This window comes from Candidatus Dormiibacterota bacterium (assembly GCA_035635555.1).
In the GTDB taxonomy this organism is placed as follows: Bacteria; Acidobacteriota; Polarisedimenticolia; order Gp22-AA2; family Gp22-AA2; genus Gp22-AA3.
Map to the genome: position 1 here is coordinate 14,369 of DASQAT010000043.1, position 21,651 is coordinate 36,019.

Genomic DNA, 21,651 nt, shown 5'->3' on the forward strand with positions numbered 1-21,651 from the left:
GTCCCCTCAGGAGGATCCGACGCCCCTGGATGACGGCGGAAACCGGTCGGCCTGGCCGTCGATTCCGGACTGTGCGGGGGCTTGTGAGCATGTGAAAGACTCCTGAAGGTGAGGAGATTGTAATTGCCCGGGCCGATCCTCGTCAAGGCGGGGTCCGGCGCATGACCCTGGCATGCGGGTCCCGGTCGGGACGGAGCCCCGTTCACGGGATCGTTGAAGTAATCATAAAGCGCTGACACAAATAGATTTAGGTCGATGGCAATGGCCAGGGGCACCGGTTTGCTTTCCGGTCTCTCCTACATCATATTTACCCGGCTTCTGGAGCTTCAGGCCGCGCGCGGCCGGGATGCAGATGACGACCTCGCCGGAGCCTAGCAGTCCCCTGGCGCGAGCCCTCAAACAGCTGGCGACCGCCACCAAGGTCCTGTCGTTCTACCCCGCGCAGCACCCGACTGTCGTGTCGGCCCTCGACAAGGCGGCCCTCCTGCTGAAAGAGGCGATGTCTGACACGGAAGCCCTGACGGTGGGCGTGAGCGAGACATCCTTCCTTCTGGACGGCGCGCCGCTGGCGGAGGGGGATCGGATCCTGGCCGGCTTCGCCAGCTATCTCAGCCGGAGGGATCTCGGCGCGCTCCTGTTCCGCTCACCGATCGAGGGGGACTCGCTGAAGGGGTTCCTCGAGGTCATCGCCCTCGATCCGGGGACGCTGCGGGCCAGAGGCGGCCCCAGGAAGAGCCTGGAGGAGAGGCGGCTCGGCGGGATCGCCGTCATCGAGTTCGACGCCTCGGCGGCCCTCAAGTCGGCCCGCACCGACACCGGCGACGCCCCGGTGGAGGAGAAGCCGAAGCAGAGCCTGAGCTGGAGCGACCTTCTGGCCCGCTACCTGGCCGGACGAGGACCGCTCCCCCCCGGCGGCCAGCATCTGATCCGCCGCGTCGCCGGCGACCCGGGCGCCGCCTGGGAGCTGATGACGTCGCTGCGCGAGATCCTGGTCTCGGCCGGCCCCGAGCGCGTCGCCCTCCTGACCGCGGCGCTCAAGAGCATCGCCGCCGAGGTCGCTGCCAGCGAGCCCGAGGCGATGGCCTCCCTGGCGCAGAACCTGGCCTCCGCCCTCATGGCGCTCGATCCCGCCTCCCGCAGGGACCTGCTCGGCGCCAACATCCCGATCCCGGGGACCGACGTCGACCTCGGCACGGCCATCAGGGCCCGGATCCCCGAGGACAAGCTGGGGGAGCTCATCGTCTCCCTGGTCCAGACGGAGGGGAACCTCAACGCCCGGCTGTCGAGCGTCATCCGCAAGGTCTTCATCGACCGGGGCGTGAGCGACCTGGAGAAGAGCGGGCTCCAGGAGGCGCTGCGCGCCGCCCGGCAGAACGAGCCGCCGCCGAAGGACGTCTGGGACTCGGTCGAGGATCTGCTCAAGGAGTCGCAGGACGACTGGATCTCGCGCGAGTACAAGGGGCTCCTGGAGATGATCGGGGAGAACGCGCCGCCTCTCGAGGAGGGGCTGAAGAACGAGCTGATGGCGATCCCGGACTTCGTCGAGGCGCTCACACCCGGGGGGATCGGTCGCCGCGCCTGGCTCCTGTTCGGAGACCTGGTCGCGATCGACCAGGAGCCGGCCCGGCAGTGGGTGGCGCTCGATCAGATCGAGAAGCGCGCCGTCTCGCTCAACCCCGGCTGGTACGCGGACAGCGCCGGTGTCGTGGAATCGGTGCGCGGCCTCCTCGCCACGGACCCGCCGCCGCAGCCGCACATCCGCGAGGCGGCGCAGCGCGCCCTCGCGGCCACCGCCGAGGGGCTGGTGCGGTCGTACCGGCGGGACTTTCATCGACTCGAGCCGGAGCACCACGCTTCGCTCGGCAAGGCGCTCGAGGCGCTGGGGGAGCATTCCGTCCCGAGTCTCCTGAACGGTCTCGCCCAGGAGGAGGACTGGGAGGTGCGGCGTCCCTTCCTGGGGCTCCTGGCGGCGCGCGGCAAGGTGGCCGTGCCGTCCCTGGTGCGGCGGCTCAACGACCCGTCCTGGTACCTGGTCCGGAACATCCTGCTCGTCCTGGGGGAGATCGCCGACCCCGCGACGATCCCGACGATCGCCACGACGCTGAAGCATCCCGAGCCGCGCGTGCGCCGCGACGCGGTCGCCGCGCTCGGGAAGATCGGCGGCCCGCGCGCCTTCGCCCTTCTCAAGGACTGCCTGGCCGACGCCGAGGTCTACGATGTGGTGATGCGCTCCCTGGCGACGATCGACAGGCGCCGGACGATCACGACGTTCCTGGAGATGACCGAGAAGGCCGACCTGTTCGGGCGGGGCCACGGACGGCTCAAGGAGGCGATCGCCACCCTGGGCCTTCTCGGCAGCAACGAGGCGGTGCCGCGGCTGCGCTCGATCCTGATGCGCGGCTTCTGGCTCCCCCCCTCCGCGGGGGACACCCTGCGGATCGCCGCCGCCCGCGCGCTCGAGAAGATCGGCACCGACCCGGCGCTCGGCGCCCTCATGCAGGGGGCGCGCCTGTGGAGATGGCCGGTGCGCGCGGTCTGCTCCGAGATCGTCGGGCAGCGATCGGCCCCCGGCAGCCGCACCGCGAGGACATGAGATGAGCCACTCGAGCCAGCCCGAGCAGGTGCCGCCGGCGGGACCGGAGGCGCAGGTCCAGGGACTGTCGGCCATGGCCGCGCGCTCGCTCGGCGCCGCCCTCGCGCAGCGCCGCATGTACCCGCCCGAGCACCCGATCGCCGCGCGCGCCCTGCAGTCGCTGATGCTGTACCTCGAGCGCATCCTCGCCCTGGTGCCCGATTGGCGGCTGGCGCTGGTCGGGGGGAAGCTCCTGGCCTCGGGCCGGCAGGTCGAGGAGGGAGGCGAGGGGCTGGTCCCGTTCATCGACGGCCTGAAGACCCGCGGCATCGAGACGATCGTCTTCAAGCGCGGCGTCGGCGTCGAGGAGCTGCGCCGGTTCATCTCCCTCATGATCCTCGATCCGAAATGGTTCGCCGGGCGGGGGCTGCCGGACCTGATGTCGAAGGAAGGGATCGTGTCGATCGAGGCCGGGCGCCTCGTCATCGACGAACCGGCGGAGACCGAGCACAAGAAGGCGGTGCTGGACGAGACCGGTCCGGAGGTCCTGGAGGCGTACGACAACGGACTCACCTTCATCGAGGAGGCGATGCGCTCGCTGCGGGAGGGACGCCGCATCAGTCTGGAGGAGGCCGAGTCGTTCGTGACCACGGTCGCCAAGCAGATGCAGCAGGATCGCTCCCCCTTCCTGATCCTGACCGCCCTGAAGTCGCACCACGCCTACACCTTCACGCACATCATCAACGTCTGCATCCTGACCGTGGCGCAGATCGAGGCGCTCGGCGGCGACGCGCGGGCGGTGCAGGAGTTCGGTCTCGCCTCGATGATGCACGACATCGGCAAGACGCTTCTGCCGGGCGAAATCCTGAGCAAGCCTGGAAAGCTGACGCCCGAAGAGCTCCTCCTGGTGCAGAGGCATCCTCAGGACGGAGTTCACATCCTGCGCGAGACGCCCGGCGTGCCGGACCTGGCGCTTCTCGTCGCCCTCGAGCACCACATGCGCTACAACCATGGCGGCTACCCGCGCCCGCGCCACCCGCGGCCGCTCCATCCCTGCAGCCTGATGACCAACCTGGCGGACACCTACGACGCCATGCGCAGCCGCCGCTCGTACCAGGAAGAGTCCCCGCCCGAGAAGGTCGCGTCCATCATCAATGACCGCGCCGGCGTCGACTTCCACCCGCAGCTCGCCCTGGCGTTCCTGCAGATCATGGGGGCTTACCCGCCCGGGACCCGCGTGCGCATGGACACCGGCGAGGAGGCGGTGGTCGTGCGCGTCAATCCGGCCAACCCCTACCGGCCGGTGGTGCGGATGCTGCGCGACAATACAGGCCAGATGCTGCAGCGTCTGGAGATCGTGGACCTGATGGAGAAGGAGCGGGTGGGCGGGCGTTTCGCGCGCAACGTCCTGTCGTCGATCAAGGCGCAGGCACCACCATCCCGTCCGCCGGCCGCGGCCCCCGCAGGCTCTCCGGGGGCCGGCGTCTAGTCGGACGACGGCGCGCGCTGGCGCTCGGGCCGCGGCGCCGCCGTGGCGATGCCGTGGCTGATGGCGTAGCGCGTCAGCCCCGCGACATTGTGGATCTCGAGCTTGTCCATGATGCGCGTGCGGTGGTTCTCGATCGTCTTCACCGACAGCACCAGGACCCTCGCGATCTCCTTGTTGGTGTGCCCCTCGGCGATGAGCTGCAGGATCTCGCGCTCGCGCGGCGTCAGGACATCCAGCATCCCGGTGCGCGTGCGCGGGTGCGGCCGCTTGAGGTAGCCGTCGACCACCTTGGTCGATATCGAGGGGTGCAGGTAGGTTCCTCCCCCCACGACGGCGTGGATCGCCTCGACCAGGTCGGAGGAGACCGATTCCTTGAGGAGGTAACCCCGCGCTCCCGCCTTCAGGAGCGAGTAGACGTACTCCTCGCTGCTGTGCATGGTGAGGGCGACCACCCGGATCGCCGGGCACTCCTTGACGATGCGCGTCGTGGCCTCGAGGCCGTTCATGCGCGGCATGCTCACGTCCATGACCACCACATCCGGCTTCAGCGTCAGCCCCTTGCGCACCGCCTCACGCCCGTCGGCGGCTTCCCCGACCACCTCGATGTCCCTCTCCGCCTCGAGAATGGCCCGCAGGCCCTGGCGCACGATCGTGTGATCGTCCGCCACCAGCACGCGCGTCTTTCTGTGGCTCTGCATGTTGACGCGCCTCATGGAAACCCTGCCTCGTACGCCTGGACGGGTGCCGGACGGCTCGACCGTCCCCGCCCCGCGGCCGCCGCGTGGATCGGGATCTCGGCGACCAGACGCGTCCCCCGGCCCGGGCGGGACTGGATGCGCAGCGCCCCCCCGGCCCGCTCGATCCGCTCGCGCATGCCGATGAGACCCAGACCCTGGTGGGACATCCCCGCCTGCCTCAGCCCGATGCCGTCGTCCGAGACGATCGCCCGCAGGGTCCCGTTGTGGCCGTTCAGGCCGATGCGGACCTGCCGGGCGCGCGCGTGGCGGGCGACGTTGGTGAGCGCCTCCTGGAAGAAGCGAAACAGGAGGGTGTTGACGTCCTTGTCGATCGGCGCGCCGTTGCCGTTCGCCTGCAGCTCGACGCCCACGCCGGTGCGCCTCGAGAACGTGTCGGAGTACCAGCGCAGGGCCGGCACGAGCCCCAGGTCGTCCAGGATGGACGGACGCAGGTCCATGGCGATGCGGCGCGTCTCGGCGATCGTGCGAAGCACGACGCTCTCCGTCTCCCGGATGGCGCGACCCACCTCGGGCGCCCCGCCCCGGGTCAGGTTGCGCAGGAGCCCCAGGTTGATCTTGGCCGCGGTCATCGACTGGGCCAGCTCGTCGTGCAGCTCGCGCGCGATGCGGCGCCGGTCTTCTTCGATCCGGCGCTCGAGGCTCTCCGACACGGCCCGCAGGTCGGCCTGCTTGCGGCTCAGCGCCTCGATGACGCGCGCCTTCCTGACGGCGTGGCCGATCTGGTCGGCGATCGTGGCGTGGAGCCGGATGTCCTCCTCCTCGAAGGCCCGCGGCCGCGCGTCCTCCAGCCTCAGCGTCCCCAGGATCTTCCCCCTGCACCGGATCGGGAGCACCAGGACCGTGCGCGCTTCCGCCCAGTAGGCGCAGATGTCCGGCGCCTCCCGGAGATCGGGGACCACGACCGGCCGGCCGGAGCGCAGGGCGCGCGGGCTCAAAGTCGTGGAGCTCGGGCGGGCCGAGAACCGGTATCCGCGCGAGTACTGCCCCGGCGGTCCCGCCATGGCGGCGACCTCCATCTCCCCCGCCCGCTCGTCGTGCAGCGCCACCACGACCCCCAGGGCCTTCGTCACCCCCCGCACCACGCGGGCCAGGCGCGGCAGCAGGACCGGAAGGCTCTCTTCAGCGCTGATGGCGTGCCCCACCTGGCTGAGCAGGAGCAGCCCCGACTGGCGCCGCGCTTCGGCCTCGCGCGCCAGCGCCCCGTTCACGACTTCGGTGATGACACCGGCCAGCGCGGTCGCGACTTCGAGCTCGGTCGCCCCCAGGTCGAACGGCTGCCCGCCCCGATCCGCCAGCAGGAACCCGAGCGGCCGCCCCGGACCGCGCAGCGGGGCGCCAAACAGGGAGGTCACGCCGAGCCACCGAACGTGGCAGATGCGCCGCTGCGACGCACCCGAGCCGCCGCCGACGTGCAGGACCGCCTGCCGGCGGCGCACCAGGCTCCGCCCGAACGGACAGTCGCGCAGACGCTCCCCCGGCGGGTCGAGCGACGCCGCGCGAACGCGCCCGCAGGACGCCAGCCTGAGAAGACGATGGCGGCGGTCGAGAAGGATGATCTCGGCCCGCCGGAACCGCATGGTGCGCGCGAACTCGCGCAGCACGCGGGTGGCGATCTCGAAGGGCCTGCCCTGCGCGGAGCTCAGAAGCGAGATGCGGTAGAAGGAGCGCATCAGCCTCAGGTCATGATCGCGGCGCGCGGCCTGGAGCGGAGACCTCCCCCGACGCATGCTTCCCTGAGAGTCTTCGCCTCGAGCCAGGGCTTGTTTCATCGGCAGACAGCCAAGTTGTTGTGGTGTGACCTGCGCTCGACTCATTCTGGTCACAGGAAGTGCCCGTGTCAACTGGATTCGCGGGCGATACGGGCGAACACCGCCGCGATGCGCCCCGCCGCACGGCCGTCCCAGAGCGGGATCGACCGGGGTCGCCGGGCCCGTGCGCGCAGGATCCTCCGCGCCGCCGTGACGATCGCCCGCGTGTCGCTCCCCACCAGCACGTTCGTGCCGCGGGTCGTCGTGATCGGCCGCTCGGTATTTTCACGGAGGGTGAGGCACGGCACGCCGAGGATCGAGGCTTCTTCCTGAATGCCGCCCGAATCGGTCAGGACCAGACGCGCACGCTTCTGGAGATGCAGGAAGTCGAGATACCCCAGAGGCTCGATGAGCCGCAGACTACCGGAGCCGCCGTCCGCGCCGACACCCAGCTCCCGCATCATCTTGACGGTGCGCGGGTGCACCGGGAAGACGATCGGGATGTCCTGCGCCACCGTCTCGAGCGCCGTGAAGATGCGCCGCAGCGCAGCCTCGTCGTCCACGTTCGACGGCCGGTGCAGCGTCAGGAGGGCGAACGGCGCCGCGATCCCCAGCCGCCGCATCACGTCCGACGAGTCGGCCCGCGCCAGGAAGCGCCGCAGCGTGTCGATCATGACGTTGCCGACGCGGTGGATCCTGCGGCGCTCGATCCCCTCGTGGCGCAGATTGACGTCGGCGTCCGGGCTCGTGGTGAACAGCAGGTCCGAAAGGGCGTCGGTGACGACGCGGTTGACCTCCTCCGGCATCGACCGGTCGCGCGAGCGCAGCCCCGCCTCGACATGCGCCACGCGCACCGGCGGCGACATCTTCGCCGCCACCACCGAGCAGGCCAGGGTCGAGTTCACGTCCCCCACGACCACCACCCAGTCGGGCCGGTCGGCCACCAGAACCTTCTCGAACGCCTCCATGATGCGCGCCGTCTGCACCGCGTGGCTCCCGGAGCCGACACCGAGATGGATGTCCGGCTTCGGGATCTCCAGCTCCTCGAAGAAGATGTCCGACATCGCCTCGTCGTAGTGCTGCCCCGTGTGCACCAGACGGGCCTCGAAGAGCCCGGGACGCGCCCGGAGCTCGCGCAGGAGCGGCGCGACTTTCATGAAGTTCGGGCGGGCCCCGGCGACGAGGAGAAGACGGAGAGGGGCGCGCTTCTTCATCCCCGTCCCAGGACGACGCGCAGCGCCTCGCACACCCTCTCGACCTGGGCGTCGGTCATCTCCGGGAAGAGCGGCAGCGACAGCACCTCGCGCGCCGCCCGCTCGGCGACCGGGAAGGACCCCTCGCGCAGGCCCAGCGAGGCGTAGCAGGCTTGAAGGTGCAAAGGGATCGGGTAGTGGATGCCGGTCTCGATCTCCTTCTCGAGAAGCTCCGCGCGCACCCGGTCGCGGGCGTCGATGGGGACGCGCACCGTATAAAGATGATAGACGTGCGTCCCCCAGGGCTTCTCGACGGGAAGACGGAGCGCCGTCCCGGCGAGCCCCATCTCCTTGAAGCGCTCGGTGTAGAGCGCCGCGAGCGCCCGCCGCCGCGCGTTCCAGCCGGACAGCCGCTTCAGCTTGACCCGCAGGATGGCCGCCTGCAGCGCGTCCAGACGCCCGTTGTACCCCTCCTCGGCGTGGATGTACTTCTCCGACTGGCCGTGATCCCTCAGACTGCGCGCGCGCTCTGCTATCTCCGCGCGGGCGGTCGTGAGCATGCCCCCTTCGCCGCAGCCACCCAGGTTCTTCGTCGGATAGAAGGAGAAGCAGCCCGCGTCCCCCAGCGACCCGGCGGAGCGTCCCGCCCCGGCGGCGCCTCCCCGGTACAGCGCCCCGTGCGCTTGGCAGGCGTCTTCGACGACCGCCAGAGCGCGCGGCCGCGCCATCTCGAGGATAGGGCCCATGTCGGCCGTCTGACCGTACAGGTGGATCGGAACGATCGCCGCGGTGCGGTCGGTGATCGCCTTCCGCACGAGCCCCGGGTCAAGAGTCAGCGACTCGGGATCGACATCCACGAACACCGTCCGGGCGCCGGCCTGGGAGATGGCCTCCGTGGTGGCGATGAAGGTCAGGGGGGACGTGATGACTTCGTCGCGGGGGCCGCCGCCCGCGCCCGCGGCGATCAGCGCGAAGCGGAGGGCGTCCGTGCCGCTCGACACCGCGACCGCGTGCGGCACATCGCAGAAGGCGGCGAACTCTCTCTCGAGCCGCTCGACCTCGGGGCCGCCGATGTAACGGCCGGAGGCGAGCACGCGCTCGACCGCCGCCAGGATCTCCTGCCTGAGATCGGTGAATGTCGCGCCTAGGTCGATGGCGGGGACACGGCCGGCCGGCTTGCCTTCATCCTGCGCCTTGCGGAGAACGCCCATTCTCCCCCTCCTCCCGCGAAGGGCAGATTGTGGGGCAGCCGCAGGTTCAAGTCAACGGCGCGGGCGGTCCGTGCAGGAGAGGGGTGCCGCGGACTATCACCCCGCGGCCGACGAAACCCGCCCGGGTGGTCCCTGGCGCTCGAAGCCGGTGCTCAAGAGGCGCTCCGCCTGCGACGCCTCCACGGGCTTCGAGAACAGGAACCCCTGTCCGTAGCGGCAGCCGAGATCGAGCAGCTGCTGCATCTGCTCCCTGGTCTCGATCCCCTCCGCCACCACCCGCATGCCGAGGTTCTCGGCGAAGCGGAGCACCGTCCGGACGATCTCGAGATTCTTCCGGCTGGCGGACATGTTCCACACGAAGGAGCGGTCGATCTTGACGGAATCCAGCGGGAACTTGTGCAGATAACCCAGGGAGGAGTACCCGGTCCCGAAGTCGTCCAGGGACAGCTTGACGCCGAGCTTCTTCAGGCCGGTCAGAATGCCGATGGCCCGCTCGGGATCCTCCATCATGACGCTCTCCGTGACCTCCAGGCTCACGCAGGCGGGGGTGACACCCGTCTCGCGCAGGATGCGCTCGACCACATCGACGAGGTCCGCCTGGCTGAGCTCCTTGCCGGACAGGTTGACGTTCATCAGGAGCGGCGGCTCGGAGCGGAAGCGAGCGTGCATGGCCTGGAGCCAGCCCAGGGCGTCCTTCATGCACCAGCGGTCGATGTCGATGATCAATCCCGTCTTCTCCGCCAGGGGGAGGAATTCCGCGGGGGAGACCAGGGCGCGCTGCGGGTGCATCCAGCGAATCAGGGCCTCGAAGCCGACGATACCGGAGGTGTCGAGGTTCAGGATCGGCTGATAGAAGCTCCGCAGCTCCCCCTTGCCGATGCCGGAGCGGAGCTCCTTCTCCAGACGCATCTCGTCGATCGCCAGCGAGTGCATCTTGCGCTCGAACAGCACGTGGCGGGCCCCTCCCTGGTCGCGGGCCTGGACCATCGCGATGCCGGCGTCGCGCAGGAGATCCCCCGCGCCTGCGCCATCCCCCTCGCCGATCGCGATGCCGATGCTGGCGGTCATCGAGGTCTCCTCCCCCTCGGACCGGAACAGCGTGCCCAGGTCGCTCTGCAGCCGGCCGGCGAAGCGCCCGACGATGTCGGCGCTCTTGCAATCGAGGATCAGGACGGCAAATTCGTCGGGGCCTATCCGGGCGGCGGCGTGCTCCTCGCGCAGGGTCAATCGCAATTGGTCGGCGACGTGACAGATGAAGCGATCTCCGAAGGCGTGCCCGAGGGTGTTGTTGAAGCGTGTGAACCCGTCGAGGTCGAGGGTCAGGACGGCCAGGGGACACCCGGGGCGCGACCCCGCGTCCCCCAGGGCGCGCCGCAGCTGCTCCGCGAACGAGCGGCGATTGTAGAGCCCCGTGAGCGGATCCCGCGTCAGCTCCTGCTCCAGCCGTTGCTCCGCCACACCCCTCTCGGTCGCCTCATGGTCGATCTCGAGGCGCGCCCGCGACAGCCGTTCCTTGCGGAGCTCGACCTCTCTTAGGAGCAGCTCCGGCTGACGGAGCAGGCCGTAGGTCGACAGGCCTATCGCGGCGCCGAAGGCGAGAACCAGCGCCAGGCCCGCGGCGAGGGTCCCGGTCGCGTACCATCCTCCCGAGCCGGCGACGGCCAGCCGCCAGGCGGCGCCCGGAAGGTTCAGCTCGAAATCGAGGGCGCTCCGGGACAGGCTGGGGGCCCCGAGGAAGGGGGGCCCGCCGTCGGACTCCTCCCCCGATCGCCGGAGCGCGAACTGGTACCCCGCGTTCCCCAGCAGGTCCAGCCCGCTCGCGCTCAGGACCTGAAGGAGGTCGACCAGCAGGGTGGTCGAGACCGGCGGGCCTTCGGCCGTGGCCTCGGTCCGGTGCACCACCAGCACGACCGTGTTGCCGCGCGAAGAGGCGAACGGGCCGCGCACCGCCGTCGCCCCCTCACCCCGGAAGACCGAGCCGTCGGATCGCCAGAACCGGGTGTCGCGCTCGGGAAACCGCGTCTGATCCACGAACGCGCAGGTGCGCCCGCCACGCGCCTGCCAGACCCCCTGGATCGAGGCGGATGTCTCGATCAGCCTCTGGAAGAGGGGACGCAGCGCATCGCAGTCGCGATCGTGCGCCACGAGCGCCAGCGTCTCGCTCACGGCGCCGAGCCGCTCGAACTCGGTCTCCAGGCGGTGACCGAAGGCGGCGCCGATGGTCCGGGCCTGCGCGCGCCGGGTCTCCGCCTCGCGCGCGGTCGTCGCCCGGAGAAGAGCCGATCCGCAGAGCACGGCGATCAGGGAGGCCACGAGCGCGCGGGTCGAGGCTTTCCTAGTCGTCATCGGCCACCACCCCGCCCTTGGCCGGCCGGCCGGAGAACGGGATGAACCAGGCCGTCGACAGCATCCGTCGCCTGGTGCTCTCCCCCTGGAAACTGGAGGCGGCGACATTCATGCGGTGCCTTCCCACGGTCAGCGCCACGGTCATGTAGATTTCCGTCGAGCTCTGCGTCTCGCTGCCCGGCGCGCCTCTGTAGGGCACCGTGCGGCCGACGGCGACCCCGAAGGTCCAGGTGGCGGAGGTGCCGCGCAGGCTGACGCTTCCGGTCGCGAACTTGTCGTCGAGGTCCCCGCTCATCCCGGTGTACAGCCGCAGGCCGGCGCCCCAGCGCTGCGCCGCGGTGATGTCGAGCCCGCCCTGCAGCAGCTGCCCCTCGGTGTCGCCGATGTCCAGCCAGCTGTCTCCGAGCACCAGCGTCACCCGGCCCGGCGCGAGGCCCGCGTACAGTGTCGCGCTGACCTCATTGAAGTCGTCGGATTGCCCGGGAAGACTGGCCTTCCCCAGGCGCATGGAGGCGTCGAAATGGTGGCGCGCGCCGAACTGGAAGGTGCGGCCGCCCGAGACATAGGCCCAGTGGGCGTCCTCCATGGAGACACCCGCCGCGCCGATCCGGTAGGAGCCGCCGCGGCCGGCGCCGATCCAGACGACGCTGGTCCCCCAGCCCTTCACTTCGGCGCTCCCGTCGTAGAGATCGGCGTTGAGCATCAGGCTGCCGTCGGCCGCGAGCGCGGTACCCGGCGCCGCGATCGCCGCCACCAGCAGGGCGCAGGCGCCCGCGCGCAGGCGATTCGTCAACACGAAGCCTTCCCGCGTCCGGGAGCGGCTTCCGCGGAGCCGGGAGGCCCGCTCTGGGCCAGCAGCATCTCCTCGAACGTCACCACGACCAGCGGCTCGACCCCCTGGAGGATCCGGTGGGAGCGCAGATGGCCGACCCGGTACTCGGAGCCGATGCCGTAGCGGCAGCGCAGCAGCTCGGCCTCCTCCCCGCTCATCAAGAGCTGCGGGTCGGTCGGCTCGACGAACCGGACGACCTCGAACAGATTGGCCGGTTGCCTGTCCACCAGCATCTGCCTGCGGAAGCTCTCGCTCATGTGAACGATCCCCCCGTCCCCCGGCTGTACGATCACCCTGGGAAGCGGATCGGTCTCGACCGCCTGCCGGAACAGATTGGGGACATCCTCCGGCCGGGCTCGGAGGCCGGCGCGCCGCGCCAGCGAGTCGCCGACGCACACGAGCGTCAGAGAGGCGCCGGCAAACAGCAGGAGCGACACGGCGATCTGGGAGGGGGTGGTCGACAGGCCGGTGAACGCCTCGGAGTCGCGCCGCATCTTGAGGAGATCACCGAGCTCCGCCAGAGGCAGGCCGACCCGGAAGGCCAGCCAGCGCAGCCCCTCCGACTCGGCCAGGGCGACCACCGTCACCGCGACCCATGACGTGGCCGCGATGCCGTAGGAATGCCACCCCGGGAGCAGCAGGACGTTCGCCAGCAGGACAGGCGCGAACACCCACAGGAAGGCCGGGTTGTCGACGCCGCCGGCGAGGTGCCAGATCCAGGCGAACGTGACGACGGCGCCGACCTGCATCAACAGCGTCCCGGCGAACATGATCGATCGACCGGCGGCGCGGTCCAGCAGCCTGGCACCCCCCCAATACGCCACGCCGAAGCAGGCCACCGTCGAGGTGATGCTGCCGAGCGGCAGGCGGTACAGACGCCAGAGAAATGGCACGACCGCCAGCACGAACCCCACCGTCGCCGAAGTCAGGACGACGCAGTCCAGGATCGCCCGGTCGCTCCGCAGACGCTCGAGACCGGTCACGGCCCGGGACTCTTGGCCGGAGCGACGCGGTATTCGCCGAGCACCGGGCCGTCCTGCAGATTGCCCTGCAGCGTGTTGTTCTCCAGGGAAGGGTTGGCGGCGACCTGCCGGCCCTGCGGGAAAACGTACGTCAGGACACGCACTCCGGCCGCGCTGCTGCTCATCACCCGGTTGTTCCGGAGGCTGGGAGAGCTGCCGACGATGAACAGGCCATCGACCGTCTGGCCCATCAGGACGTTGTCCACGATGAGATTGGGGTTGCCCACGGCTCCCAGAATGATGGCGATGCCGTAGCCGTTCGAGTGCACGCGATTGGCGCGTACCATCGCGCTCGACGACGAGCGCAGCAGCACGCCCATGCTGGCGTTGTGGTCGATCTCGTTGTCGACGAGCGACAATCCGTGCGTGTCCTCCGCCTGCACGCCGATGGCCCCGGACCCTATCCGATTGTGCTGGATCACGGCCCCGCGGCCGCTCACGAACACCGCCGTCTCGCGCGACTTCGTGAAGCCGTTGTTGGACAACAGCGCGCCGACGTTGATGATGCCCGCCCCGATCCGGTTCTCGACGAACTCGTTGTCGCGCACGATGAGGCGCGGCTCCCCCGGGCCGGCGTCCGCCGGCCCCACCGCCCAGATCCCGGCCGAGAGCTGGCGCGCGAAGGAGCTCTTCTGCACCGTGACCGTGCCCCCCGAGGCGATCTGGATGCCGGTCCCGTTCCCCTCGAACCGCGAGCCGTCCACGATCAGCTCCCGGACCTGATCGCCGATCTGGATGCCGATGCCACAACCGGAGATCTCGACGTTGGTGACGGCGACCGCGCCGCCGCGGATCAGGATCGCGGCTCCGCCCACGTGGACCAGCTTCAGGCCGGAGAACGACACATGGGGGCTGACCACGTCGAACAGCGGGCCATCCTTCGACAGATCGGCCCGGATTTCCGTGTTCTTCCCGCCGTCGATCACGACCCCGGCGGGATTCACGAGGGGCGGCAGAGGGGTCCGGACGGTGATGCTGCGTGTCTGGAACTGGATGCGCGCGCGCCCGTTCGCCAGATTCGAATCGAAGATCGCCTGGCGCAGACTGCCGACTCCGACGTCGTCGCCGTTGGTCACGAGGATCAGGCGCGAGGTCGCGAGAGCGGGTCCGGGCTCGCCGGCATCCGTCAGCCATTGCGCGGACATCCCGACGAAACCGACGACCAGAAGCAGAGCGAGTGCGGCAACGTTCCGACCGTCGAGTCTCATGGGGCACCCTCCTGCGCGTGGGCCAGCACGAAGAGCTTGTGCCAGGACCGGGCGACGAGCCGTCGTCCGGCTATCCAATCGATCGGAGCCGCCGCCGCCGACGCCAGTGCGAGCAGCGGCCAGCCGAGAAGCCGGGGCAGCCGCTGGTACAGGACGACGGCCGGCAGCTTGAAGCGGGCCGGGTCGACGCCGGTCATGTGAAGACAGGCCAGCCCGGCTCGCGAGAACAAGGACAGGTAGGTCCCCGACGTACGCGCCCTGAAGGCGGCGTGGTCGTAATCGCGCACCTCGCGCGCCGGCGCGGCCTCCAGGACGACCATCCGGCCGGCCGGTGCCAGGTGCTCCGCCAGGCGGCGAATCGCCTCGCCGGCGGCCGCCTCATCGAGGATGTGCTGCAGGACGGTCACTGCCACGATCCGATCGAAGGTCCGATCGAGCCGCAGCGCGGCCAGGTCGCCGACCCTGAAGCGACAGCGGTCGGCGACTCCTTCACGCCGGGCCCGCCGCGCGGCCTCGCCGATCATGACCGGAGACAGATCGACGCCGCTCACCAGGGCCCCGCGCGCCGCCATCAGGCGGCTCCACCGACCCACTCCACAGCCCGCATCGAGGACGGTGCTCCCTTCCGGCATATCGAGCCAGGGGAGCAGCGCCAGACGCTGACTGTGGTGGATCAGCGAGTTGTAGAATGCCGGCATCCCGAAGGAGCAGACGGCCGCGAGTCCCCGGCCGGCCCCCGCGAAGCTGCGCGCCCGGTTCTCCCAGTACTCCGCGAGCGAAGCGACCGGCAGGCTGCTCATGGGCTCGACAGCACCGAGTGCGTGGAGCCGGGGTGGTCGTAATGATCGTCGTACACCCGCCGCCCGCGCAGGCGCAGGCTCAGCCAGTTCAGGTACCCCACGGTGGTCGGGACGACGAGAGCCAGCGCGTAGAAGAAGAACAGCGGCACCGCCGGACCGAGGCGGGCCCGCTCCGGGCGCTTGATCGCGGTCAGGAGCAGGACCGTCATCAGCAGGGTGTACTGCACGTACGCGATCACGAAATGGGACGGATCGGTCATCGGAGTGTCCGGGACCAGATCGAGCCCGAAGAGGACATCGACGCCGTTCAACGTGCTGAGCAGCAGCGTGAGCAGCATGAGCAGGCGGATCGGGTGAAGCGCGATGGAGAGACCGGCGGCGTAGACCAGGAAGTGGTAGGTCGTCGACGCGTCACGGCGCCAGAACGATCGGATGCGCGGCAGCTGCGTCGCGTAGACGTGCAGCAGGCCGAAATACCAGCCGACGCGCTGCGAGAACAGGTCTCTCCAGGTCCGTTTGGGAACCGTCTCGAAGACCAGCCTTTCGTCGTAGTAGATGCGCTCCTTCCCGGAGAGAAGGATGATCGCGTTCTCGAAGTCCTCCGCGTAAACGGTGAGATCGTGCTTGTCGAGCACCGACTCGAGGGCGTCCCGCCGATAGATCGACAGACCGGAGGTGACGCAGTGATCCCCCAGACTCTTGCGCAGCACGGAGAACGTCAGGCCGTACTCCAGGGCCTGCAGAGTCGGCAGCAGCCCCGCCTCGACGATGCGGATGCGCGGCGTCAGCGCCGCCATGCCGCTGCGCTGGAACTCGAAGATCCGGCGCTCCAGGCCGCCGAGCATGAGGACGTCGTCCGCCAGGCGACAGTCGGGATCCATCACGATGACCGTCCGCACCGCCGGATCGACCTGGCGCAGCAGCTGGCGGATGGCCCCCGGCTTCTTCTGGTTCTGCGCGCCCCGCACGCAGCGAAACCCGGCGCGCAGCAGGACCTGCGCCGTCGAATCGGTCGAGGCGTCGTCGATGATCCAGACCCGGTCCTTGAACGGCAGCATCGCCTCGATGAAGTCCTCCACCTGGTCGGCCATGTCGTGGACGGCCAGCAGGAACGCATACCCTTTCAGGTGAAGTGCGACCTGGGCATCGGTGAACCTGCCGATGCCGACCGGCACGGATGTCGGGCAGGCACCGCCGCGGGGCCGTCCCGTGTGCACGCGGAGCAGGACGCGGCGCACGATCAGATCGAACAGATCGGCGAACAGCATGAAGTTGGCCAGAAAGTACACGCCGGCATAGAGCGGCCCCGCGAACGAAGTGACCCAGACGATCGCCAGCACGAGCGCCGCGCATCCGGACCCCAGCACGACACGCCGCCGCAGGACTTCGGGCAGGGACGTCACATTCGATCTCCCGGCTGGATCCGCCACTCCACGCCGCGCCAGGGGCTGCCCGGCGATGCGGCGGCCGGCTTCGCGCGGCCGGTGACGAGCAGGGCGAAGTGGCCCGGTTTGCTGGTCATTCCCGGCGGCCCTGTCCTCTCCGGTGCCGTCTCTTCGAGCGCGAAAGCGAGGAAGCCTCGATCGGCTCTCCGGGCGCGCAGGACCAGGGCCTCCAGTGCCGCCCGTCTTTCCGCCGGCGGGCCGATCAGCAGCTGCAGCCGGTCGGTGTCGCCGGTCCGCTCGACGATCGCCGCGCAGTCGCCGATCGCGAGCGTCTCCACCGGGTCGGGACGTTCGATGAACTGCCCCCTCCAATCCAGACGACCCGGATAGTCGAAGCACGCCGCGTTTTCTACGGGTTCGCGCGCGGCCGCGGACTGGATCGTTGCAGGCGGGACGGAGCGCACGCGGGGCGTCTTACCGATCGCCGGCAGCCGCGAGCTCGCAGGCTCGAACGAGATGTAAGACGTCGGCAGCATGTGCGCTCCGAGCCTCCTGAGAACACGGCCGCTGGAGTTGTCCTCTCTCACGAACGCCAGGGCCAGAGCGCGGCCCCGGCGGGCGACGACGCCGATGGCGGACTCGATCAGCCTGCTGAACAGGCCGCGGCCCCGGGCCTTCGGGGCCGTCCATCCGGCGGTCAGGATCGCCGCGGCGACCGTCCCGCCGCCGGCCAGGCGGACCGACCGGTAGTTCACCCCGACGCCCGACACGATGCGTCCTCCCTCGCGCATGACCAGCAGGTCGGGAGGCCGCCCCGCGAAGGCGCGCCGCAGGTAGAACCGGTACATCGAGCGCGTCCACCACAACCCGGACCCGGCCCGGAGAGATCGGAGGTAGCGATCGTCCAGGTCCGGCGGATTCAATTCGACCGCGCCCGCTCCGGGCTCAGCAGCCGGTCCGCGATCTGCCCGAACGAGGTCCACCACAGGTCCTCCCCGAAACGTCGATCGAGCTCCGAGAACAGGAGATCGAGATAGTTGCAATAGGCGTCGTCCAGACCGTCCAGCATCGAGTGCCCGCCCCCGCTCTTGAAGATGTGCGCCTTGATCGCCAGCAGACCGCGGCACCCGACGATGCTGAGGGCGCGCTCCAGCCGGGACGTCGCCTGGAAGTTGTGGGTGAAGTGCACGAGCCGGCCGTCGTCCATGATGCCCGGGCGCAGCAGCGGAAAGTCGCGCAGCGCGCAGGAGCGCGTGACCGCCTCCGGGGTGGCCGCTGTCGTGAGATCGCGGGCCGAGCAGACGAACGTGAACCCGAGGTCCCCCAGCGCCCCGGCGAGCGGCGGAGTCAGATTCCAACCCGGCGGCTGGAAGCCGCGCACGTAGGACAGCCTGGCGGCATCGAAGATGTCCAGCGCCCGCCGCAGCATGCCGCAGCACTCCTCGCGGTCCTGCTCCTGGAATTCGACGGTGAGGCGCTGTCCGGGATGGAGGTGATGCAGCCCGTGCGGCGCCACCTCCGCGCGGGGCAGGGCGCTCAGATAGCGGACGAACTCCGGGAAGCGATCGATCCGCATTTCGTTTTTAGGGCGGACCGGGGCGAGATGCATCCGCCGCCTCACGATCGGAATCCGCGCCAGCAGCCGGCGGGTCGGATGCAGGCCGAGCGGACGCCAGTCCGGCGTGACGAACAGCGTGGCCCGCAGCTTCGGATGCCTGTCGAGAAGGCGGGCGAGACGGCCCAGCGCTCCCCGCCCGAGGTCGCCGCCCGCTTCGTACGGGTCGGTCGAGGTCGAGGGATGGATGTCATCGACGCTGAAGCAGACCGCGGCGGTCTTCCCGGAAGGGAGCCAGCGAACGGCGTCCGGCGCCGGCGGCCGCATGCTCATGGACATGCGAGCGCCTCGCGCGGCGACAGGAGAGCGCCCCGGAGCGTTTTCATTCCGGCGCCGGTGGGGGCGCCGGGCAGGTGCGCCAGAAGCTCGTCCACGATCTCTTCGCTTCCGGGAGTGGAGTGCCCCGCTTCGGAAAGGACGCGCATCGCGCACAGGATCCACAGGAACGAGCGCAGGCGCGACGGCATGTGCGCGGCATGCCTCTGAAGACTCCGGCGCTGCAGCTCGAAGGCGGCTTCGATCGCCACGATCACCCCGCGCGCCTCCGGGTCGATCGGCAGGATCTTCGCCGGCTGGTCCCAGGAGATGCCGGTGCCGGCGATGCTCTGGCGCGTGAAGACCGTCCACGGGACAAGCTCCGGGTCGCCAGCCATGACGGCGCCCGAGAACGGGATCACGTAGGGATACATCCCCACCTCGCAGCCGGCGACCATCCATTGGAAGGCCTGCCGGATGGTCTCCGCCAGATCGTCCAGGCGGCTTCTCGGCGAAGTCAGGATGATGTCCAGGAACGGCGTTATCCCGAGCTCCAGGGCCGTGGCGAGCACCTCCCGGACATGCGGGTGGATCTGTGCCTTGTTGAATTCCTTCAGGACCTCGAGCGAGAAGCTCTCTATGCCGAAGCCCAGGACGCGGAATCCGGCCCGGCGCATGGCCGTGAGCCGCTCACGGTTCATCGCGTCGACACGATTGGTGCTGATGAATTGAAGGTCGTCAGGGAGATCGCCGGATCGCTTGGCCGCCAGGATCGCCTCGCACAGCGGCAGGATGCGTTGGTCCTGGCGGAATACGAAGATGTCGTCCTGGAAGATGACCGTCCGCACTCCGGGCTGGGCCGCGACGATACGGCGCAACATGGCGAGGCATTCCTCCGCCTCGAGCCGGGCGATGCGCGCCGTCCCCCCTTGCGCCGCGTGCAGGAAATTGGTCGAAGAGCAGAAGGTGCATCCCATGGGGCAGTAGTTGAGGGTGATCAGCCGGACCGAGCGGATCTCCGCCAGGCGCGCTTCCCTCTCGGCCTTGTACGGCAGATCGCCGACGCGGTAGCAGCGTTCCAGCTTGTCCCAGTACGAGCGGTACGGCATCTTTTCATAGGGGATCCGGAAGATCGCGTCGCGCAGCGCCGGGCGTTCCATGGCGGTGCGCGGCAGCCTCGCGAGATCTCCGTCGTCGCGCATGAATGCCGTTCCAGGGATGCCGTGCAGGAGGCTCCCCGCCCGCAGCCGGCGGCCGATCTCGAGCAGCGGGCCCTCCCCCTCTCCGAGCACGACGAGATCGAACGGCGCCAGGCGGAACAACTCCCGCGGCTTGAAGGTCGCCTCCATGCCGCCGGCGACGAGCAGGGCCTCCGGCAGCACCCTGCGGGCGAGATGCGCCAGGGCCAGGTCGTAGCGCAGCGTCATGCCGGTCGTGGAGAACCCCAGCACGTCCCAGGAACGGGCCCGCAGCCGTTTTTCGAGCGCCTTCTCCGGCGCCTCACCGGCACAATTCGGGTCGAATACCTGGACCTCGAACCCGGCTGCCTCCAGCGTTCCGGCCAGCCGCCACACACCCAGGGGCGGGGCCAGGAAGGTGAATTCGCCGCCGGTGGGATCGTAGGGACCTACGAGCAGAAAACCTGGCGCAGGTCGAGGGGAGAGCGGCTCTCTATTGCTGATCGGGGACATGGTGATCGAGGCGGTGGAGAATCGTCCGCAGGTCGTCCAGGGTGAACGGTTTCGAAAGGCAGGAGTTCTCGACAGAGTCCAGAAATTCGAGAGTTTCCGGATTCACCAGGTCACCGGTAATAAAGACCACCCGCTCGGCCATCGCCCGATCGTGCTTGTCCAGATGCTTGTAGAACTCGATACCCGTCATGCCGCCCAGCCGCAGATCGGTCAGGAGGAGGTCGTAGCGCCGCGCCGCGACCTTCTGCATCGCCACCTCCGCCGAGGTCGCCGTGTCGACCTTGTGGCCGTCGAAGGTCAGGAAGGCGACGAGCATGTCCTGAATCGCCGGATCATCGTCGACGACCAGGACATCGATGGCGCGTGCCGCCGGACTGGGGGACCCCTTCACCTCCTCGCCATCGGATGGCGCCTTGGCCGGCCTGAGGATCGGCAGCTCGATGACGAAGCGCGCGCCCCCCTCGGGACGGTTCTGCGCGCAGATCGTCCCCCCGTGCTCGGCGATGATGCCGTGGCAGATGGCCAGGCCGAGCCCGGTGCCGATCCCGATCGGCTTGGTCGTGAAGAACGGCTCGAAGACCTTCTGCAAAGCGGTGCGGGGAATTCCCGGTCCGTCGTCCTCGATGGTCACCTGAATCCCGATCCCCGCATTCCGCGTCACGATGCGCACCGTGCCTGCATCCTTCTGCGAGCGCATCGCCTGCTCGGCGTTGTTGAGAAGATTGAGCAGGACCTGCTGAATCTGATGGAAGTCGAGGAGCGTCAGGGGAAGTCCCGGCTCGAGGTCCGTCTGGAGCGCGATGTGGTTCATCTGGAAGTCGTGCACCTTGAGCTCGAGGGTCTTCAGCACCAGACCATTCAGACCCAGATACATCCGCTCCGGCGGAGACTTGCGGGCGAAGGTCAGAAGGTTCTTGACGATTCGGGAGGCCCGCATCGACTCGGACGAGATGACCTCGAGCGCCCGGCGGAACCCGGGGTCGCCGTTCTGCGCGCTGAGGAGCTGCGCGTACCCCATGATGCTGGTCAAAGGGTTGTTCAAGTCGTGCGCGACTCCGGAGACCAGCTGCCCCAGCGCCGACATCTTCTCGCTCTGAAGCAGCTGTTCTTTCAGACGCCACTCGCTGGTCGCGTCGCGCAGGATGCTGACGAAGTACGGACCGTTTCCGGATGCCGAGGGAAGCGAGTGCGAGGCGACCGAGATGGAGATCTGCTGGCCGTCCTTTCGCTTGAAGGGAGCGGTCCGTTCGGATGTCTCCGGATCGATCTCTCCGGCTCGAACCGGCCGGGGCTGACCGAGATGGAGCCCCAGGGTCGAGAGGTGCTTCTCGAGCAGGTCGTCAGGCGGATAGCCCAGCAGGTTCTCGGCCGCGCGGCTGACGTACACGATGTGCCCCGATGCATCCGCCACGACGACGCACTCGCGCATCAAGTCCAGAATCCGGGACAGAATGGCGGCATCATCCAGCGAGGCCTCTGGTACTGGACGATGTCGTGGTTTCGATACTCTTGCCAAGGCTTCTCCT

General features: G+C 69.3%; 16 protein-coding genes. 2 read left to right on the forward strand and 14 right to left on the reverse strand.

Going from position 1 to position 21,651, the window contains the following annotated elements:
• Positions 1-352: 352 nt before the first annotated feature.
• A complete protein-coding gene (locus VEW47_12115; protein ID HYS05928.1) occupies positions 353-2,593 on the forward strand; it encodes a HEAT repeat domain-containing protein in 2,241 nt (746 codons plus the stop codon).
• Position 2,594: 1 nt separating this feature from the next.
• The gene (locus tag VEW47_12120) at positions 2,595-4,061 is read left to right on the forward strand and encodes an HD domain-containing phosphohydrolase (protein HYS05929.1); all 1,467 of its coding nucleotides are present in this window, start codon (positions 2,595-2,597) and stop codon (positions 4,059-4,061) included.
• Here VEW47_12120 and VEW47_12125 read toward each other — a convergent pair.
• From VEW47_12125 to VEW47_12190, 14 genes are all read right to left on the reverse strand, one after another.
• Positions 4,058-4,759 (reverse strand): response regulator transcription factor, encoded by a 702-nt coding sequence (locus VEW47_12125; protein HYS05930.1) that lies wholly within the window; start codon positions 4,757-4,759, stop codon positions 4,058-4,060. The genes VEW47_12120 and VEW47_12125 overlap by 4 nt on opposite strands.
• An 11-nt stretch (positions 4,760-4,770) precedes the next feature.
• Positions 4,771-6,546, reverse strand: a complete 1,776-nt coding sequence (locus VEW47_12130; protein ID HYS05931.1) for a GAF domain-containing sensor histidine kinase — start codon at positions 6,544-6,546, stop codon at positions 4,771-4,773.
• Between the two features lie 110 nt (positions 6,547-6,656).
• A complete protein-coding gene (wecB, locus tag VEW47_12135; GenBank protein HYS05932.1) occupies positions 6,657-7,781 on the reverse strand; it encodes a UDP-N-acetylglucosamine 2-epimerase (non-hydrolyzing) in 1,125 nt (374 codons plus the stop codon).
• Positions 7,778-8,971 carry a DegT/DnrJ/EryC1/StrS family aminotransferase gene (locus VEW47_12140; protein ID HYS05933.1) on the reverse strand — a complete coding sequence of 398 codons (1,194 nt, stop codon included), beginning with the start codon at positions 8,969-8,971 and terminating at the stop codon, positions 7,778-7,780. The genes wecB and VEW47_12140 overlap by 4 nt, the downstream gene beginning before the upstream one ends.
• Positions 8,972-9,067: 96 nt before the next feature.
• Positions 9,068-11,317: a bifunctional diguanylate cyclase/phosphodiesterase gene (locus VEW47_12145; protein HYS05934.1), complete on the reverse strand. Its 2,250-nt coding sequence runs from the start codon at positions 11,315-11,317 to the stop codon at positions 9,068-9,070.
• Positions 11,307-12,113, reverse strand: a complete 807-nt coding sequence (locus VEW47_12150; GenBank protein ID HYS05935.1) for a hypothetical protein — start codon at positions 12,111-12,113, stop codon at positions 11,307-11,309. Before VEW47_12150 ends, VEW47_12145 begins: the two co-directional genes overlap by 11 nt.
• On the reverse strand, positions 12,107-13,132 hold the full coding sequence (locus VEW47_12155) for a hypothetical protein (protein HYS05936.1): 1,026 nt from the start codon (positions 13,130-13,132) through the stop codon (positions 12,107-12,109). Before VEW47_12155 ends, VEW47_12150 begins: the two co-directional genes overlap by 7 nt.
• Complete coding sequence (locus tag VEW47_12160) at positions 13,129-14,379, reverse strand: right-handed parallel beta-helix repeat-containing protein (protein ID HYS05937.1); 1,251 nt, start codon at positions 14,377-14,379, stop codon at positions 13,129-13,131. Before VEW47_12160 ends, VEW47_12155 begins: the two co-directional genes overlap by 4 nt.
• Entirely contained in the window at positions 14,376-15,179 is an 804-nt protein-coding gene (locus tag VEW47_12165) for a class I SAM-dependent methyltransferase (protein HYS05938.1), read from the reverse strand. Before VEW47_12165 ends, VEW47_12160 begins: the two co-directional genes overlap by 4 nt.
• Positions 15,176-16,582: a glycosyltransferase gene (locus VEW47_12170; GenBank protein ID HYS05939.1), complete on the reverse strand. Its 1,407-nt coding sequence runs from the start codon at positions 16,580-16,582 to the stop codon at positions 15,176-15,178. Before VEW47_12170 ends, VEW47_12165 begins: the two co-directional genes overlap by 4 nt.
• The gene (locus tag VEW47_12175) at positions 16,579-17,412 is read right to left on the reverse strand and encodes a GNAT family N-acetyltransferase (protein HYS05940.1); all 834 of its coding nucleotides are present in this window, start codon (positions 17,410-17,412) and stop codon (positions 16,579-16,581) included. Before VEW47_12175 ends, VEW47_12170 begins: the two co-directional genes overlap by 4 nt.
• Positions 17,413-17,483: 71 nt before the next feature.
• Positions 17,484-18,458 carry a DUF2334 domain-containing protein gene (locus VEW47_12180; protein HYS05941.1) on the reverse strand — a complete coding sequence of 325 codons (975 nt, stop codon included), beginning with the start codon at positions 18,456-18,458 and terminating at the stop codon, positions 17,484-17,486.
• A complete protein-coding gene (locus VEW47_12185; protein HYS05942.1) occupies positions 18,449-20,125 on the reverse strand; it encodes a radical SAM protein in 1,677 nt (558 codons plus the stop codon). The genes VEW47_12180 and VEW47_12185 overlap by 10 nt, the downstream gene beginning before the upstream one ends.
• Entirely contained in the window at positions 20,106-21,641 is a 1,536-nt protein-coding gene (locus VEW47_12190) for an ATP-binding protein (protein ID HYS05943.1), read from the reverse strand. The genes VEW47_12185 and VEW47_12190 overlap by 20 nt, the downstream gene beginning before the upstream one ends.
• Positions 21,642-21,651 lie beyond the last annotated feature (10 nt).